Here is a 17526-nt window from a genome sequence, read left to right as displayed (position 1 = left end):
CTTCGTGGGGGTGGACCCGCTGGTGGCGATTATGATCGGGGGGGCCGGCGGGCGGGGGGGCCTGACAAGGGGCCGCGGCGTTCGTCTCCGGGCCGGGGGCCCCCGGGCGTCGGGGGACTTTCGCCGTCCGCGCGGCGAACGTCCCCGGACCCCGATTTCTCCGGAGGTCCCGAAGGTCCGGAGGTCCTAGGCCGGCGGCGGGGGGACGACGGGCAGCAGGATGCTCTCGCCGACGACGCCGACGGCTTCCCCGAGGGCGATCTCGTGGCCGCTGTAGGCCAGCGGGTTGATGCCGTTCTTCTCGCGCCACAGGACCTGGGCGGTGTCCCAGGCGGCTTCGCGGGCGGCGGCCATGGAGAACTTGCTCAGCGCGTGCTTGAGCGTCTCGGCGTCCTGGGTGGCGACCTTGACGATCTGGATCTCGAACTCGGCGCGCACCTCCGCCTCGACGCTCGCGAGCAGGTCGTTGACCTTCTCGTAGTCCTGGTGGACCGGAGGGGTGCCGGGGGTGGTGCGGCGTTCGGCGCAGGTCTCGACGACGGCGACGGCGAGGTCGTGGTTGATGTGCGCGTTCATCCCGGCGAGGGCGAACTGGATCGGCCAGATGACGTGGTTGTCGCGGGCCCGGAACAGCGGCGCCCAGGCCGCGTCGACGGAACGGCCCGCGATCGCCGCGTCGACGTTGCGCAGGTACATCCCGGCGAAGATGACGTCCATGCGCTCCAGGAACGCGCTGTCCTGGAACGTGCCTTCGGTGACGTTCCGCTTCACCAGTTCGGTGACCTTCAGGTACATGCGGTTGAAGCAGCCGACGCCGTCGCTCGGGTCGAGATCGGCGCCGATCTGCCGCATACGGGCGATGGCTTCGTCGATGGTGGTGGGCGCGTTCGTGACGGTGGCCATGAATGGTTCTCCTTCGGTGGCGAGGGGGTGCGGGGGGGCGGGGAACGCGGTCAGGGGAGGTTCTTCTCCAGGGCGGACAGGTAGCTGCGCATCGCGTGGTCGCGGATCCCGTCCGTGGCCGGGGCGAGGGCGTCGGCGGTCAGCCCGGCGGCACGGTCGGCGAGGCCGCCCATCAGCGTCATCGACTCGCGGATCTTTCCGTGGGAGTCGATGTGGCGCAGGGCGTCGACATGGGCGAAGACGGGCTCGGGCGGCAGCTGGGGGACGATATCGTTGTTGTTGACGAAGCGGTACATGCGGCGGCCGAAGCCCTTGTTGTACGCCGTGGCCAGGATCCGGTCGCAGGTGCGGGGCTGGCCGTAGGTGTAGACGCCGTCGGCGGTCAGCTTCGGGGCCTCCAGGTGCATCCGGGCGCCGGCGAGCATGGCCAGCGCGCCGCCGAGGCTGTGTCCGGTGAACCACACGCTCTGGTTGTTCCCGCGCAGTTCGCCGAGGGCGGCGCGCACATCGGGAAAGATCGATTCCAGTGCCTGGGCGAAGCCGTGGTGGACGTAGCCGGTGCCGCCCGGGCCGGGGCTCGGCGGTGTGGTGGCGTCGGTGAGCCAGTCCTTGATCTGCTGCGGCTCCGTGCCGCGGAACGCGGTGACGATCATGTCGTCGCCGGCCATGGTGTACGCCTGGGTGTCCTGCAGGGGGAACGGCGGGGTGAAGCGGGTCTCGTGGTGGCGCACCTGGTCGAAGCCCCATTCACGGGCCTGACGTTCGATGGTGGCCTCGTCCTGGTAGGCGAGTTCGGACGCCAGGGCCAGCCAGTAGGCACGCTCCGGGCTGTAAGCGGTCGAGCGCTGGTCGATCACGACGGGGGCGGTCACGGGGGAGGGCTCCTTCCTTCACGGCGGCGAGGAAGGCCGGCGACCCCACCGGTCGCGCACAGCCACTTCCGCCACGGACAGTGAGGGAAACTTCGCACCGGCACGGTCCTGGCACCGGACCGACACGCCTGCCGGGATCCGGACGGCCTACGCTTCCCCTGCCACCGGCGCAGCGCACCACACCGGTGGCTGACGGAACCACGGGCGGTGAGCCCTGCCCGGCCGCGACCCTAGCCCTGGACGGCAGCGACCGCGAAGAGTGCGAAGGCGAGCACGATGACCGCCACCCGGACGTGGTGGAACCGGTCCCACCGTCCCATCTGCTCCTTCCAGTCCCCGGGTACGCCCTCGTGCGACCAGGTCGCGACCCGCGCGTTGATCGGCACCAGCAGCAGGACCGACATCACCACGCTCAGCACGAGCAGCGCCGTGCCCGCGCAGACGAGCGTCGCGCCCGCGCCGCCCCATGCCGACCCGGCCCACAACGCGCCGAGAACGACCGAGCCGATGTACCAGAACGGCATGATCCGGCCGAGAACCCGCGCCCCGTCGCTCCGGGCGTCGAGTCCGCCGTCGTCCGGAAGCCGGTCGAGGATCGGATTGACGAAGAACGCCACCGAGAACTCCACCCCCACCATGACCCCGACCACGACCACGGTCACCACAGCCAGTACGTCCTGCATGTGCCCTCCCCATCACTTCCTAGCGTCGCTAGGACTCGATTCGATGCTAGCCATAGCATCGCTCGATTGTCTAGCGCTGCTAGCATCGTGTCATGTCCGTACAGGAACGCAAGGAACGCGAGCGGGCCGACCGCCACCGTCTGATCGTCTCCACAGCCCGCGAACTCGCCGAGACCCAGGGCTGGGACGCCGTCACCACACGCCGTCTCGCCGAGCGCATCGACTACAGCCAGCCCGTGCTCTACAGCCACTTCCGCGGCAGGAACGACATCGTCGGGGCCGTCGCGCTGGAAGGGTTCGCCGAACTCACCACCGCACTACGGGCCGCGGCACCCGAGGGGACCGGGGGCCGGGGCACGGCCGGCGCGCTGGCCCGCGCCTACACCGACTTCGCCGCGCGCAACCCCGCCGTCCACGACGCCATGTTCACCCTCGACAACGGCCTCCCCTACGCCGACGACGCCACCCCACCGCCGCTCCGGGACGCCTTCCAGGCCCTGCTCGGCGCACTGGCCGACCCCGCGCACCCCGACCAACCGGACCTGTTCGCCGAGACGTTCTGGGCCGCGCTCCACGGGGTGGCGACCCTCACCCGCACCGGACGCCTCCCCGCCGACCGGGTCGCCGACCGCCTCACCCTCCTGGTCGACCGCTTCGTCCCGCACGCCCGGTGAGCCGGTCCGGGGCGGCGGGCGCGCGTGTGCCCGGGCCGGGTACGGGATCCGGGCTCGGGTCCGGCCCGAGCCGGGATCAGCCGCCGCGCCGCACCCGGGCCGCCTTGCGGGCCTCCGCGAGCTTGTGGGCCTCGCTGCTCCTGCGGGACGGCCTGCCGCCGGAGCCGCTCTTCGCGTCCTTGGTGCTGCCCAGGCCACGGAACGGGGCGTTGTGGTTCTTGGGCCGCGGCGCGGCGGGCCCGCCGTCGAGGGGCGTTCCGGAGGGGGCCTTGGCGCCGGTGATCCGGCTCAGCTCCGCCTCGCCGGATCGCACGGTGGTGACCTTGGGGGCGACGTCGGCGTCCGCCATGACCTGGCTCGTCTCGCGGCGCTGTCCCGGCAGGACGAGCGTCACGACGGTGCCGGAGCGGCCGGCCCGGGCCGTCCGGCCCGCGCGGTGCAGATAGTCCTTGGGATCGGTGGCCGGGTCCACATTGACCACGAGGTCGAGGTCGTCGACATGCAGGCCGCGCGCAGCGACGTTCGTCGCGACCAGAGCCGTGACCTGCCCATTCTTGAACTGGGCCAGGGTCCGGGTGCGCTGTGGCTGGGACTTCCCGCTGTGCAGGGCGGCGGCCGCCACACCGCTGGCCCGCAGATGCCGCGTGAGCTGATCGACACCGTGCTTGGTGTCCAGGAACAGCAGGACGCGGCCGTCCCGGGCGGCGATCTCCGTGGTCACGGCATACCGGTCCGGGCCGTGCACGGCGAAGACATGGTGCTCGATCCCGCAGACCGCGCTGGACGAGGGGTCCACGGAGTGGACGGCGGGGTCGCGCAGGTAGTCCCGCACCAGCTGGTCGACATCGCGGTCCAGGGTGGCGGAGAACAGCATGCGCTGCCCGTCGGGACGCACCTGGTCCAGGGCTTCGGTGACCTGTGGCAGGAACCCCATGTCACACATCTGGTCGGCCTCGTCCAGGACCGTGATGCGCACCTGTCCCAGCCGGCATCCCTTGCGGTCGATGAGGTCGTGCAGTCGGCCGGGCGTGGCGACGACGATCTCGGCGCCGTCCCGCAGCACGGCGGCCTGCCGTCCGACGGACACCCCGCCCACCACGGTCGCGAGCCGCAGCCGCAGCGCCTCGGCATACGGGGTGAGCGCCTCACCGACCTGCTGGGCCAGTTCCCTGGTGGGTACCAGAACGAGCGCCAGCGGCTCCTTGGGCCGCGCGCGCCGCCCGGCCGTCCGGGCGAGCATCCCCAGGCCGAAGGCGAGCGTCTTGCCGGATCCGGTGCGGCCCCGGCCCAGGACGTCCCGTCCCGCGAGCGCGTCGGGCAGTGCCGCCGCCTGGATGGGGAAGGGCACCGTCACACCGTGCTCTTCGAGCGCCCGCAGGATTTCGGCCGGCAGCCCCAGCTCCGCGAAGGACGCCGCCGGGGGCGGAGCCGTGGTGGCGTCCGACACCTCTGACATCTCATCCGGCTGCCGGGCATCGGCACGTACTGATTCGCTCACAGAGAGCCTTCCTCCGAAGGGACCGTACCGAGGAAGGCGCGGCGGGGACGCGGCCACCGGCCGGGGGACCGTGAACCGGGCACCGGGCACAGCGACGCTGCAAACGCTCCACGCTAGCACGGGGCGCACCGCCCGGGCCGCCCACGGCGGCGCCGCCCGGCCGCGGAACGACGGCCGGACCCGGCTGTGCGGATTGTCGGTCGCGTACCACGGCGATTCCAGATCAACTCTCCGGACGCAACTCTCAGAACGTGCCTTTCACATCGCACCTTCCGTACGGCGGAAGCCGTATTGCGTCCCTATTGCTTCCCTGTGACGGGCTTTCGGACAATGGCGCCACCACAGAGACGGGAGCAGGCCCATGCCGCACATCACCGCATTCGCCAGGAACCAGTGGTACGTGGCGGCCTACGGCCGTGAGGTCGGCCGGGAACTGCTCGGGCGTACGGTCCTGGACGAGCCGATCGCGTTCTACCGCACCGAGGCCCGCGCCGGGGCGCCCGGCGAGGTGGTCGCTCTCGCCGACCGCTGTGTGCACCGGCGTTACCCCCTCTCGGCCGGCCGGCTCGACGGGGACACGGTGGTCTGCGGTTACCACGGCTTCACGTACGACACGAGCGGGACGTGTGTGTACGTCCCCGGGCAGAAACGCGTGCCGCGCACCGCCCGGGTGAGCTCCTATCCGGTGGTGGAGCAGGACTCCCTCGTCTGGGTCTGGATCGGCGACCCCGCGCTCGCCGACACCGGCGTGATCCCGCGGGCGCCGCACCTGGCGGACGGCGCGCGCTGGACCACGGTCGGCGGCATGGAGCCCATCGACTGCGGCTACGGGCTGCTGGTCGACAATCTGCTGGACCTCTCGCACGAGACGTATCTGCACGGCGGGTACATCGGCACCCCGGAGGTCGCCGAGACTCCGATGACCACCGAGGTCGACGAGGGCGCCGGCATCGTCCGGGTGAGCAGGCACATGGACGACGCCGCGTGCCCGCCGTTCTACTCCCGCTCCACGGGTATCGAGGGCCGCATCACCCGCTGGCAGGACATCGAGTACCACGCCCCGTGCCTCTACCTGCTGCACAGCAGGATCGCCCCGCGCGGTGTGCTCCCGAACGCCGACGGCGGCGACCCGGACGCGTTCCACGTCGAGATCACCTACGCGATCACGCCGTCCACCGGCCGTCATGTCTACGACTTCTGGTCCGTCTCCCGCGACTTCGGCCACGGCGACGAGGAGATGTCGGCCTTCCTCCACGACTTCAACCGCGAGGTCGTCCGGCAGGACGTCGACGCGCTGAATCTGCTGCAGAAGGCGCTCGACACCGAGCCCCCCGGCTACCAGGAACTCAGCATCAACATCGACACCGGCGGCCTCGCCGCCCGCCGTATCCTCGCCCGCCTCGCCGCGCAGGGGGCGCGGCCGGCCGCCGCCACCGCCCCGGCGGGCTCCCGGTGAACCGCCCGCCCGGCGCCGAGGTCTACCGGGTCGACTGGACACCGGGCAGCGACGAACTCCACGGCACCTGCCACTGCGGGGCCGAACGGTCCGGGCAGGACCCGGTGGAGATGTGGGAGTGGATGCTCGGCCACCCCACCGGACACTCCCCCGGACAAGCCCCCGGCGCCGCGGAGGAGGACGGGTGAGCGGCGCCGCCCCCGAGCCCGAGAGCGAGTTGGTCGTCGCCGGACGCGCCGACGAGGCCGAGGGGATCGTCTCGCTGACGCTCCGCCACGCGGACGGCGGCCCCCTGCCCGTCTGGGAACCCGGCGCCCATATCGACCTGATCCCCGGCGCCGGTCCCACCCGGCAGTACTCGCTCTGCGGCGACCCCGCCGACCGGACCGCGTGGCGCATAGCGGTACGTCACGAACCGGCCGGGCGCGGCGGATCGGCGTACGTCCACGACCGGCTCACTCCCGGTACGGCGGTACGGGTCCGCGGTCCCCGTAACCACTTCGCCCTGCGGCCCGCCGCGCGCTACCTCTTCATCGCGGGCGGCATCGGGATCACACCGATCCTGCCCATGACCGCCGCCGCCGAGGCCGCGGGCGCGCGGTGGACCCTGCTGTACGGCGGCCGGACCCGCGCGTCCATGGCCTTCCTGGACCGGCTGGCCCGGTACGGGGACCGGGTGCGGCCGTCGCCGCGGGACGAGACGGGGCCGCTCGACCTGGCGTCGTACCTCGGCGCGCCGGAGCCGGGGACGCTGGTCTACTGCTGCGGCCCGGAACCCCTGCTCGACGCGGTGGCCGAACGGTGCCGCGACTGGCCCGCGGGGGCGCTGAGCGTGGAGCGGTTCTCGGCCGGGGGCTCCGATCCCCGAGCGGACTCCGGCGGGTTCGAGGTGGAGCTGGCCCGCTCCGGGCTGACCCTCACGGTGGAGCCGGGGCGCAGCATCCTGGACACCGTCGAGGCGGCCGGGGTGCCGGTGCTCTCCTCCTGCCGGGAGGGCACCTGCGGCACCTGTGAGACCGATGTGCTGGCGGGCGAGCCGGACCACCGTGACACGCTGCTCACGGCGGAGGAGCGGGCGGCCGGGAGGACGATGATGATCTGTGTCTCCCGCTGCCGGGGACCGAGACTGGTCCTGGATCTGTGACGCCGGCCCGCGCCGGCGCGAGGACCCGCCCGCCTCGCTACAGCACCCCCTTGCGCCACTCGCGGATCAGCAGATATCCGAGATACGCGCCCCCGACGGCCAGGGTGTAGATGCCGACCGGCAGGTTCTCGAAGAGCGGCAGTTGCTGTGCGCAGAGGTCCGCGAGCACCAGCAGCAGAGCCCCCATCAGGGTGGAGAGCAGCAGGTGCGGGCCCGAGCCGCGGGTGAGGCGCCGGGCGATCTGCGGGGCCGTCAGGGCGATGAAGGCGATCGGCCCCGAGACGCTGACCGCGCCGGCGGAGAGGACGATCGACAGGACGACGGCGGTGGTCTTCGTGGTCCTGGGCTCCGAGCCCAGTCCCCCGGCGATCTCGTCGCCCATCTCCGCGATGTCGAGACGGCGCGCGATCAGCGCGGTGCAGGGGGCGACGAGGAGCAGGACCAGCCAGATGGTGCCGGCGTGGTCCCAGGACCGGGCCGCCAGGCTGCCGTTGAGGTAGGCGGTCAGGACGGCCGCCTTGTCGCGCTCCACGGCGTAGACGACGTACTGCGTGACCGCCGTGGCGATGGCGGCCACCCCGATACCGGCCACGACCAGGCGCCCCGGGTTGCGGAATCCGCTGCCCGTCGACACGTACACCAGCGCCATGGCGAGCACCGCCCCGGCCAGGGCGCCGAGCGGCACGGGTACGGTGCCGGGCAGCAGCAGCGCCACGATGGCGGCGCCCGCGCCGGCGCCCGCGCCCAGACCGATCACGTCCGGGCTGCCCAGCGGGTTGCGGGTGACCGACTGGAAGAGCGCGCCGGACAGCCCGAGCGCCGCGCCCGTGCCGACCGCCACCGTCAGCCGCGGCCCGCGCAGTCGCTCCAGGACGAAGGCGTCCGTCCCGCGCGCGCCGCCGGTGACGGCGTCCGCGAGATCCGGGAGCGGGATGCCGAGCCGTCCCAGGGACAGCGTGGCGACGGCGGCGGCCAGCGTCAGGACCGCCGTGACGAGGGCGATCACGACCGATCTGCGCCGTACCGGCACCGCCACCGTGCGCCCGAGGGTGAGACAGCCGCGTGGCGCGGCGGTGCGGGCCATGGTCTGACTCCCCGTCATGCGCTCCCCCATGTGCTGCCCCTCATGTGCTGCCCTTCATCCCGCGCACGGCCACCAGCAGCGCGGGCGCCCCGACGAACGCCGTCACCACCCCGACCATCAGCTCCTGCGGGCGCAGGACGATCCGGCCCAGCACGTCCGCCAGGAGCAGCAGCGCGGGACCGGCGATCGCCGAGAACACGATCTGTATCCGGAAGTCGACGCCGACCACGGCGCGCACGATGTGCGGTACGGCGAGGCCGACGAAGGCGATGGGGCCGACCGCGGCCGTCGCCGCGGCGCTGAGCAGGGTCGCGGCGATCAGTCCGCCGGCCCGCAGCAGCGCCGGGTGCGCGCCGAGCGAGGCGGCCGACGCGTCGCCGAGGGCGAGCGCGTTGAGGCCGGGGCCCAGCAGCAGCGCGAGGACGAGTCCGGTCGCGGCGAACGGCTGGACGGACCAGAGCACGTCGAAGTCCCGGCCGCCGAGCGCGCCGACCACCCAGTAGCGGTAGCTGTCGAAGACCTTCGGTCTGCTCAGCGTCACCGCCTGGATGAACGCCATCAGCACCGCGGAGAGGACGGCTCCCGCCAGGACCAGCCGCACCAGGCTCGTACTCGCCCCCGCGGAGCCGATGACATGGACCAGGAACCCGGCCAGCAGGGCGCCGGGCAGCGCCCACCACATGGTGTCGGAGCGGCCCGACGCGCCCAGGAAGGCCGTCGCCGCGACGATGCTCGCGGCCGCGCCGGCGTTGATCCCGAGCAGCCCCGGATCCGCGAGGGGGTTGCGGGTGACCCCCTGCATCAGGGTGCCGGCGACGGCGAGGCAGACTCCCGCCAGCGCGCCGAGCGCCGTCCGCGGGTAACGGCTCTCGACGACGGTGGCGACATAGGGGTCGGCGGTCCCCGCAAGGACGTCCAGGACGTCCCCGAACGATGTGGTCCTGCTGCCGAACATCACGCTCGCGGTCCCCGCGAGGACGAGCAGGACGGCCCCGGTGAGCAGGGCGGGGACCCACCGGGCGGCCCCGGCACGCGAGGTGCCGGGGCCGCCCGTTCGGGCCGGTGCGGTGGTGGTCATCCGGTTCCGTACGCCTTACTTGTCGAGCTTGGCGACGGCCGCGTCGATCAGCGGGAGGTAGCGGTCGATGACCCAGGGAACGGTGAGCGGGTTGATGATCGAGGACGCGGTGACGAAGGAGGTGTCGTCACTGGCGACGAGCGAGTCGCGCTTGACGGCGGGGATCGCCGCGTACAGCTTCTGCGCCTCGGTCTCCTTACGGGTCTTGGCGTCCGAGTAGAAGGTGAAGACGAGGTCGCTGTCGGAGAGCTTCTCCGCGTTCTCCAGTCCGATCAGGGCCGAGTCGGTGCCCTTGGTCTCCTTGAACGTCTTCACCACCGGGTCGACGGTGAGGCCGAGGGAGGAGACCATCTCGACGCGCTGCTCCTCCGGGAGGAAGACGCCGAGTGTGCCCGGGCCGGAGGTGTAGATGTACGAGAACGAGACGTTCTTGTACTTCGGCCGGGTCGCGGCGGCGTCCGCGAGCTGCTTCTCGATCGTCGAGATGAGCTTCTTCGCGTCGTCCGGCTGCCCCAGCGCCTTGGCGATGATCTCGATCTGCTCGTCCCAGTTGGTGCTCCAGGCCAGTTCGGGGTAGGCGACGGTCGGCGCGATGTCGGAGAGGATGTCGAACTGCTCCTGGGTGACACCCGACCAGGGGGCCAGGATCACATCGGGTTCGAGTTCGGTGATGGCCTCGAAGTCGATGTCCTCCCCGCCGGCGAACTGCTTCGGCAGTTTGCCGCCGGCCTTGGTCACCGCGTCGTGGATCCACGGCAGGTAGCCGGTCCTGTCACTGCCCCACTCGTAGCTCTCGATGCCCACGGGCGTGTGGCCGAGGGCGATCGCGGTCTCCGCGGACCCCTGCCCCAGGGTCACGACCCGCTCGGGCTGCTCGGTGATCTCCGCCGATCCGAGGGCGCTCTTGATCGTGACCGGGAACGCCCCGTCACTCGCCCCGCTCCCGGCCGGGGCAGCGGACTTCTCGTCGCCGTCCGACGAACAGCCGCCGAGAACCAGGGTGAGCGCGGCGGCGGTCGCCGTGACGGCGAGGGTCCGACGACGCACGCGGGTGAACCAGGATGGCATGGGTGTTCCTCAGGTTTCGTGGGCAGCACAGATCGCAACTTCTTAGGCAAGCCTAAGCTAAGTCGGATTTTCCTTTCAACCGGCCCGCGCGCCCGCCTCCGGTCGCGCGGGCGCGCCTTCCGCCGTTCTCGGCCGCCGTGCCGTGTCGCCCGCCCCCGGTTCCGTCAGTCGTCGTCCCGCCGGACACCCACGCGGCGCTGCACGCGCAGCAGGTACTCCGTGCGGTGCAGCGGGTCGTGGTCGGTGCGCGGTCGTGCCGGGGGCGCGCCCGGGACCTGCCGGTAGTGGTCGAAGAAATACTCCAGCACGCCCTCGCCGCTGGTCAGCGACGGAAGTTGGAGTTCGAGTCCGTGCACCGAAGCGGCCGGGATGTCACCCTCCACGAGGTACGAGGCGCCCTGCGGCGCCGAGGTCCTCGGGACGGCTCGCAGCCGGGCCAGTACGGGGAGCACCGCGCCGAAGAGGTCGGCCGGGATGTCGAGCCGGAAGCGGTGCACCGGCTCGTACACCCGGGTGCCGGCCCGCTGCAGCGCGTCCATCAGGACCAGTGGGGTCAGGTGGCGGAAGTCGCCCGCCGTGCTCGACATGCTCTTGTCGAAGACGGCGTGGGAGTGGCTCTGCCGCGGGGCGTAGCCGGAGTGGGTCAGGGTGACCAGGCAGTCGGTGACCCGCCACCCGTACAGCCCCTGCTCCAGGGTCTCGGTGACGGTCTCCCGGACGGCCTTGATGAACGCGTAGGGCATGGAGCCGAGTTCGACGCCGAGCCGGAACTCGACACCGCTGCCGGCGGGTGCCGGTTCGACGCGCAGGCCGACGGTGGCGAGGAACGGGTTGGCGTCCTTGTCGAGGATCTCGGCGGCGGCGCCGGTGCCGGCCGGCCGCTCGATGTGGAGGGTCGTCGTCTCCCGGAACGTGACGCCGATGCCGAAGTCGTCCGCGAGCGTCGCCTGGATCACCTCCTTCTGCACCTCGCCGTAGAGCGAGACGGAGGTCTCCTGCCGTACGTCGTCCCGGCGCAGCCCGATCAGCGGGTCCTGTTCGGCGAGGCGGACCAGCGCGAGATGCAGTGCTCCCCGGTCGGCGGCGCGCACCGGGGTGACGACGGTCTCCAGGGTCGGCGGGGCGAAGTGGTGGGCGGGCGCGGGTCCGGGGCGCGGTGTGCCGATCGTGTCGCCGATCCGGATGTCCGCGAGTCCCGCCAGCGTTCCGATCCGGCCGGCGGTGAGCGCGTCGCCGGGGACGGCGGGGCCGCGCTCGAACACACCGATCGCGGTGACCTTGCCCGTCCGCTCGGCCGCGTCCCGGGGGACGGGGTGGAGCGGCAGCCGGTCGCGTACCCGGACCGTGCCGGAGAACATCCGGACGTAGGCGATCTTCTCGCCCGCCGGGCCGCGGTCGATCTTGAAGACGGAGCCCGAGACGGGTCCCCCGGCGTCGCCGCGCGCCGTCGGCAGCAGTTCGGTGATCCCGGCCATCAGTGCCTCGACTCCCGCGCCGGTGATGGCCGAGCCGAAGAACACCGGGTGCACCAGCGACCGCCGGGTCTGCGCGGCGAGTTCGCCGCGGAGCCGGGCGTACCGGAGGGGCGCGCCGTCGTCGACGTACGCGGCCAGGAGCGCGTCGTCGTGGTCGGCGAGGAGCGCGGCCAGTTCGGCGGCGAACGCCGGGTCGGCGGGTCCGTACGGCCGGGCGTGGGCGCCGGGGGTGCCGAGCCCGCCGGCCGCGGTGAGGGCGATGCCCGACGGGGCGAGCTTCTCCGTGATGCCGCGCAGGACGCGCGCGTACCCGGCGCCCGGCCGGTCGATCTTGTTGACGAAGACGAGGGTGGGGATGCGCAGCCGCCGCAGGGTCCGCATCAGCACGCGGGTCTGCGCCTGGACGCCTTCCACGGCGGAGACGACGAGGACGGCGCCGTCGAGCACGCTCAGGACGCGTTCGACCTCGGCGATGAAGTCCGGGTGGCCCGGGGTGTCGATCAGGTTGACCGTGGTGTCGCCGACGACGAAGGAGGCGACGGCGGACTTGATGGTGATGCCGCGTTGCCGCTCCAGCGCGAGGGAGTCGGTCTGGGTACTGCCGTCGTCGACGCTGCCGATCTCGTCGATGACGTCGGCGGCGTGGAGGAGCCGCTCGGTCAGGCTTGTCTTTCCGGCGTCAACATGCGCCAGGATTCCCAGGTTGAGCGTGTGCACGGAGTGTCATGTCCTCGGGGTAGACGGGGGTTCCTTTCGGGGTGGACATGAGAGATCCGCGCATGATCATCGCTCCTGGGTCGTCCGGTGCCGTACGGGTCGTCGGCGGCTGTGCGGGTGACGAGCGGCAGTTGATCAGAGGGCCGTCCGCGGAGGCAACCGGTTTACGCGGCGGCGGGGAGACGCGGACGGGCGGGGCCGGAGGGCGGGTGTCTGCCGCGCAGGCCGGAGGGGTGTGAAGGGTCTCCGCCAAGGATTCACAGGATTCGTCCGGAACCGTTTGAACACATGGCACAGTGCTTTCGTATTCAAGGATGTCCGGCTCGATGAATTGGGATCACCGGCCAAGGGATCACAGACATCGCGATGCCCAAAAGGAGGTCACGGCCGGAGTGCCGAACGAACCGATCACCGTCACGACCGCCTACCATGTCGCGCCGGGCCGCGAAAGCGAGTTCCGCTCATGGGCGATGGCGGTGCTGGGCGCGGCGGCCCGCGTTCCGGGTTATCTGGGCGGAGGTGTCCTCGCCCCCGGGAACATCGGATCGGAATGGCATGTCATTCACCGGTTCGACTCGGACCATTCCACGGCGGCGTGGGAGGAGTCGGCCGCCCGGACGCAGTTGGTGTCGTACGGGGATCAGCTCGCCCGGGAGACCGGGCACCGGAGGATACGAGGTCTCAGCGCCTGGTTCGAGGGACCGCCGGAGGTGGCGCCGCCGACGCCGCCCCGGCCGCCGCCGAAATGGAAGCTGTGGTTCGTGAACATGGGCGCCGTCTTTCCGCCGGTGCTCGTCTTCAACCTGACGGTGATCCCCTACTTAGGCGGTCTCAACGCACTCGTACGCACACTCATTCTCTGCCTGAGCGTGACGGCCATTGTCACCTGGGTGCTGATGCCGCGTCTTCAGCGCTTCCTCAAGAAATGGCTGTATCCCCCTCTCCAGGCGCTCCGCGGACGGCACAAGCGCCGGGCCGCTTGAAAGGAACGCGCGGAAACAAGGGGCACGGGACGAGGCATGGAACCGCAAGGCCCCGGAAAGACGAAAAGGAGGTGGGCCGGGTGAAGACTCTGCTCATCGACAATTACGACTCGTACACGTACAACCTGTTCCAGCTCATCGCCGAGGTCAACGGCGAGGAGCCGGTCGTACTGCTCAACGACGCGCCGGGCGGCGCGGAGCTGGATCTGCGGAAGTTCGACAACGTCGTGGTGTCCCCGGGGCCGGGACACCCCGGCACGGCGCGCGACTTCGGTATCGGTACGGCGCTGCTCGCCCGGTCCGGGATACCCGTGCTCGGGGTGTGTCTGGGCCATCAGGGCATCGCGGTGGGCGAGTTGGCCCAGGTGGTCGCGGCGCCCCGCCCCCGGCACGGCCATCTCTCCGTCATCCGGCACGACGGCCGGGAGCTGTTCCGCGGGATACCGCAGAACTTCACCGCGGTGCGCTACCACTCGCTGGCCGTACGCGAGCCGCTGCCGCCGACCCTGGAGGCCACCGCGTGGGCCGAGGACGGGGTGCTGATGGGGCTGCGGCACCGGACCCGGCCGATGTGGGGCGTGCAGTTCCACCCCGAGTCGATCCTCACCGAGTTCGGCCACCGGATGCTCGCCAACTTCGCGGAACTCACCGCCTCCTGGTCGCGTTCGGGCCATGCGCGCACCGGGAGACGGCGGACCGTGGCCGCCCCCCGCACCACGGTGAAGGTGAAGGCGGACGCGGAGGCGGAGGCCGCACCGGCCGGCGGGGCCCCGGCCTCCAGGGCCCGGCCCCGCACCACCGGAACGGGCGACTACCGCCTGCACAGCAGGATGATCGACACCGCCGTGGACCCCGAGGCCGCGTTCACCCGGATGTGCGCCGCCGCGCCGCGCGCGTTCTGGCTGGACAGCGCGCGGGTCGAGGCCGGCCGGTCCCGCTTCTCGTTCTTCGGGGACGGCACGGGCCCGCTCGCCGAGTTCGTACGGTACGACGTCGGATCGGGGCACTGCGAGACCGAGCGGACCGGGCAGGCCGTGCGCCGCGTGCCGGGCAGCGTGTTCGACCATCTCGCGCGCCAGTTGGCCGACCGTGCGGTGGACGCGCCCGAGCTGCCCTTCGACTTCACGGGCGGCTACGTCGGGTACTTCGGGTACGAGATGAAGGCCGAGTGCGGGTCCCCCAACCAGCACCGGGCCGAAACCCCCGACGCCTGCTGGCTGTTCGCCGACCGGATCGTGGCGGTGGACCACCAGGAGGGCACCACGTACGCGGTCGCCCTCGCCGAGAACACCCCGCGCGGGGCGCGGGAGGCCGCCGACTGGCTCGACTCGGCGGTGGCCGAGCTGAGTTGCGTGCCCGCGGCCCGCGAGCCCGCCGCGCCGCGCCCGGCCGTCGCCGACCTCGGCGCCGCCGAGCCGTGGCTGGAGCGCGACCGCAGAACCTATCTCGCCGACATCGAGTCCTGCCAGCGCGAGCTGGCCGCCGGGGTGAGCTACGAGATCTGCCTCACCAACGCCGCCGATCTGCCGGCGCCGCCCGACGCCTACGACTTCTACCGGGTGCTGCGCCGCCACAACCCGGCCCCGTACGCGGCCTATCTGCAATTCGGCGACGTCGATGTGGCGTGCTCGTCGCCCGAGCGGTTCCTGCGGATCGACCGGGACGGCACCGTGGAGGCCAAGCCGATCAAGGGCACGGCACCGCGCAGCGAGCGGCCCGAGGAGGACGCCCGGCTGCGGGAGTCGCTCGCCGCCGACGAGAAGACCAGGTCCGAGAACCTGATGATCGTCGACCTGCTCCGCAACGACCTGGGCCGGGTCTGCCGGACCGGCACCGTGCGGGTGCCCCGGCTGATGGCGACCGAGACCTACGCGACCGTGCACCAGCTCGTCTCCACGGTGCGGGGCGAGCTCCAGGAGGACCGGAGCGCGCTGGACTGCGTACGCGCCTGCTTCCCCGGCGGTTCGATGACCGGGGCGCCGAAGCTGCGCACCCTGGAGATCATCGACCGCCTCGAAACCCGGGCCCGCGGGGTGTACTCCGGCGCCATCGGCTATCTGAGCTGCAACGGCGCCGCGGACCTCAACATCGTCATCCGTACGGCCGTGTTCAGCGGCGGCCGGATGCGGCTCGGGGCGGGCGGCGCCATCGTCCTCGGCTCCGACCCCGTGGCGGAGTACGACGAGATGCTGCTCAAGACCGCCGCCCCCATGCGCGCCTACCGGGACCACACGGTCCTCTCCGGCGCCCCGCACCCCGCTGTCCCCGTAGAGGAGCCGGTCCGTTGACGCCCCCCACCACCCTGCGCCTGACCCCGCGCCCCTCCGCCGCGCCACCTGATCCCCGCGCCGTCGCCGACGGACACCCGGGGCGTCCGGGCACCGCCAGGAGCCGTCCGGGCAACCTGGCCGCCGACCTCGCCGACCTGGCGGAGCGGCACGGCTGGACCCGTCGGCCGGCGTTCCACCAGGAGCACCGGGTCTGGACGCACGGAGAGGTGCACGACCTCGCGGCACGCGCCGCCACCGTGCTGGCCGACCGGGGGGTCGCCCCCGGTGACCGGGTGCTGCTCGCGCTCCCCGACTCCATCGCCTGGGTGACCACGTTCCTCGCGCTGGCGCGGCTCGGCGCCACCGCGGTCCTGGTCAATCCCGAACTGCCGCGCTCCGACCACGCGTTCATGGCCGAGGACGCCGGGGTCACCCTGGGCGTGACCGGTCCCGGGCTGGAGGACAGGATCCCGCCGGAGCGGCGGCTGTTCAGCGACCAGCTCCTGGCGCTCGCCTGCACCGCGGAACCGGCCGCCGCCCGCCCCGCCGGGTCCGGCACCCCGCTGTACATCCAGTACACGTCCGGCACGACCGGGCGCCCCAAGGGTGTGGTGCACCGCCACGGGGACCCGGAGGCGTACTACGAGTTCATCGGGAGGCGGCTGCTGCGGATCGGGCCCGACGACGTCACCCTGTCGGTCTCCAAGCTCTTCTTCGCGTACGGCTTCGGCAACGCGTTCGTCTTCCCGCTCTTCTCCGGGTCCTCCGCGGTCCTGGTCGACCGGCGCCCCTCCCCCGCCGCCGTGGACGAACTGGTGGCACGCCACCGGGTGACCCTGCTGTACTCCGTGCCGTCGGCGTACGCGGCGCTGGTCGCCGACCGGGCGGACGGACACGCGGCGTGCTTCGCCTCCGTACGCGCCGCGGTCTCGGCCGGTGAGGGGATGCCCGCCGGACTGGGCGAGCGGGTCTCCGAACTGCTCGGCGCGCCCGTCCTGGAGCAGATCGGCTCGACCGAGGTGGGACACGCCTTCTGTGCCAACGGCCTCTCCCACAACACGCCGGGGACCGTGGGCCGACCGGTGCCGGGGTACGAGGTGCAGCTGCGGGACGGCGCCGGGGCGCCGGTGCCGGACGGCGAGGAGGGCGAACTGTGGGTGAAGGGGCCCACGGTGACCTCCGCGTACCTCAACCTGCCCGAGGACAGCGCCCGTACCCGGGCCGGCGGCTGGCTGGCCACCCGGGACCGCGCCCGGCGCGAGCCCGACGGCACGTACCGCCATCTCGGCAGGACGGACGACATGGAGATGGTGGGCGGCATCACCGTGTCACCACTGGAGATCGAGGCCGTGCTGCGCACGCACCCGGCGGTCCGTGAGGTGGCCGTGTCGGCCGTCACCGACGACGAGGGCGCCACCCGGCTGCGGGCGTTCGTGGTGCCGGCCGCGCCGGCCGAGGACGCCGAAGCGCTGGCCGCGGAGATCACCGCACTCGCCAGGAAGCGGCTCGCCCCGTTCAAGGTGCCGAGGACGGTCCGTGTCGTGGAGTCGCTGCCGCGCACCCCGACCGGCAAGCTCCGCCGCCATCTCGTCCGCGGAGGCTCCTGGTGAACTCATCGCGG

The 17526-nt window shown here is 72.2% G+C and carries 15 protein-coding genes; 7 read left to right on the top strand and 8 right to left on the bottom strand.

The genetic code is table 11. From position 1 onward, the window contains the following. Nucleotides 1-186: 186 nt before the first annotated feature. The 3 genes from ACFXKG_RS37165 to ACFXKG_RS37155 form a co-directional block, all read right to left on the bottom strand. The gene (locus ACFXKG_RS37165) at nt 187-903 is read right to left on the bottom strand and encodes a DUF5995 family protein (RefSeq protein ID WP_384848728.1); all 717 of its coding nucleotides are present in this window, start codon (nt 901-903) and stop codon (nt 187-189) included. A gap of 50 nt (nt 904-953) precedes the next feature. Further along, nucleotides 954-1775: a lipase family protein gene (locus tag ACFXKG_RS37160; RefSeq protein WP_384848725.1), complete on the bottom strand. Its 822-nt coding sequence runs from the start codon at nt 1773-1775 to the stop codon at nt 954-956. Between the two features lie 230 nt (nt 1776-2005). Continuing rightward, on the bottom strand, nt 2006-2458 hold the full coding sequence (locus ACFXKG_RS37155; protein WP_384848723.1) for an anthrone oxygenase family protein: 453 nt from the start codon (nt 2456-2458) through the stop codon (nt 2006-2008). A 92-nt stretch (nt 2459-2550) separates the two neighbouring features. On the opposite strand from ACFXKG_RS37155, the gene ACFXKG_RS37150 reads away from it, so the two are divergent. Further along, nucleotides 2551-3132 carry a TetR/AcrR family transcriptional regulator gene (locus ACFXKG_RS37150; protein ID WP_384848720.1) on the top strand — a complete coding sequence of 194 codons (582 nt, stop codon included), beginning with the start codon at nt 2551-2553 and terminating at the stop codon, nt 3130-3132. A 76-nt stretch (nt 3133-3208) separates the two neighbouring features. Here the strand turns inward: ACFXKG_RS37150 and ACFXKG_RS37145 are convergent, their stop codons facing one another. Next, complete coding sequence (locus tag ACFXKG_RS37145) at nt 3209-4588, bottom strand: DEAD/DEAH box helicase (RefSeq protein ID WP_384848717.1); 1380 nt, start codon at nt 4586-4588, stop codon at nt 3209-3211. A 403-nt stretch (nt 4589-4991) separates the two neighbouring features. On the opposite strand from ACFXKG_RS37145, the gene ACFXKG_RS37140 reads away from it, so the two are divergent. Genes ACFXKG_RS37140 through ACFXKG_RS37130 form a run of 3 tightly spaced genes read left to right on the top strand, consistent with a single transcriptional unit; the run spans nt 4992 to nt 7230 of the window. Beyond that, the gene (locus ACFXKG_RS37140; protein WP_384848714.1) at nt 4992-6086 is read left to right on the top strand and encodes a Rieske 2Fe-2S domain-containing protein; all 1095 of its coding nucleotides are present in this window, start codon (nt 4992-4994) and stop codon (nt 6084-6086) included. Next, nucleotides 6083-6274: a hypothetical protein gene (locus tag ACFXKG_RS37135; RefSeq protein ID WP_384848711.1), complete on the top strand. Its 192-nt coding sequence runs from the start codon at nt 6083-6085 to the stop codon at nt 6272-6274. Before ACFXKG_RS37140 ends, ACFXKG_RS37135 begins: the two co-directional genes overlap by 4 nt. Next, nucleotides 6271-7230 (top strand): PDR/VanB family oxidoreductase, encoded by a 960-nt coding sequence (locus ACFXKG_RS37130; RefSeq protein ID WP_384848709.1) that lies wholly within the window; start codon nt 6271-6273, stop codon nt 7228-7230. Before ACFXKG_RS37135 ends, ACFXKG_RS37130 begins: the two co-directional genes overlap by 4 nt. 37 nt (nt 7231-7267) lie before the next feature. Here ACFXKG_RS37130 and ACFXKG_RS37125 read toward each other — a convergent pair whose 3' ends face one another. From ACFXKG_RS37125 to ACFXKG_RS37110, 4 genes are all read right to left on the bottom strand, one after another. Then, nucleotides 7268-8332, bottom strand: coding sequence for a FecCD family ABC transporter permease (locus ACFXKG_RS37125; RefSeq protein WP_384848734.1), 1065 nt, complete (start codon nt 8330-8332; stop codon nt 7268-7270). Between the two features lie 22 nt (nt 8333-8354). Beyond that, nucleotides 8355-9392 (bottom strand): FecCD family ABC transporter permease, encoded by a 1038-nt coding sequence (locus ACFXKG_RS37120; protein ID WP_384848706.1) that lies wholly within the window; start codon nt 9390-9392, stop codon nt 8355-8357. A gap of 15 nt (nt 9393-9407) precedes the next feature. Next, entirely contained in the window at nt 9408-10460 is a 1053-nt protein-coding gene (locus ACFXKG_RS37115; RefSeq protein WP_384848703.1) for an iron-siderophore ABC transporter substrate-binding protein, read from the bottom strand. Nucleotides 10461-10624: 164 nt separating this feature from the next. Further along, the gene (locus ACFXKG_RS37110; RefSeq protein WP_384848700.1) at nt 10625-12652 is read right to left on the bottom strand and encodes a GTP-binding protein; all 2028 of its coding nucleotides are present in this window, start codon (nt 12650-12652) and stop codon (nt 10625-10627) included. A gap of 314 nt (nt 12653-12966) precedes the next feature. Here ACFXKG_RS37110 and ACFXKG_RS37105 point away from each other — a divergent pair, with 314 nt between their 5' ends. The 3 genes from ACFXKG_RS37105 to ACFXKG_RS37095 all read left to right on the top strand — a co-directional run bounded on the left by ACFXKG_RS37105 (nt 12967) and on the right by ACFXKG_RS37095 (nt 17515). Next, on the top strand, nt 12967-13635 hold the full coding sequence (locus ACFXKG_RS37105; RefSeq protein WP_384848697.1) for an antibiotic biosynthesis monooxygenase: 669 nt from the start codon (nt 12967-12969) through the stop codon (nt 13633-13635). An 80-nt stretch (nt 13636-13715) separates the two neighbouring features. After that, complete coding sequence (gene pabB, locus ACFXKG_RS37100) at nt 13716-15923, top strand: aminodeoxychorismate synthase component I (protein WP_384848694.1); 2208 nt, start codon at nt 13716-13718, stop codon at nt 15921-15923. Next, nucleotides 15920-17515 (top strand): AMP-binding protein, encoded by a 1596-nt coding sequence (locus ACFXKG_RS37095; protein WP_384848691.1) that lies wholly within the window; start codon nt 15920-15922, stop codon nt 17513-17515. Before pabB ends, ACFXKG_RS37095 begins: the two co-directional genes overlap by 4 nt. The last annotated feature ends 11 nt before the right edge of the window (nt 17516-17526 follow it).

Origin of the sequence: Streptomyces sp. NPDC059255, assembly GCF_042752355.1 — a bacterium.
Classification (GTDB): Bacteria; Actinomycetota; Actinomycetes; order Streptomycetales; family Streptomycetaceae; genus Streptomyces.
This window is presented reverse-complemented; position numbering and strand designations above follow the sequence as displayed.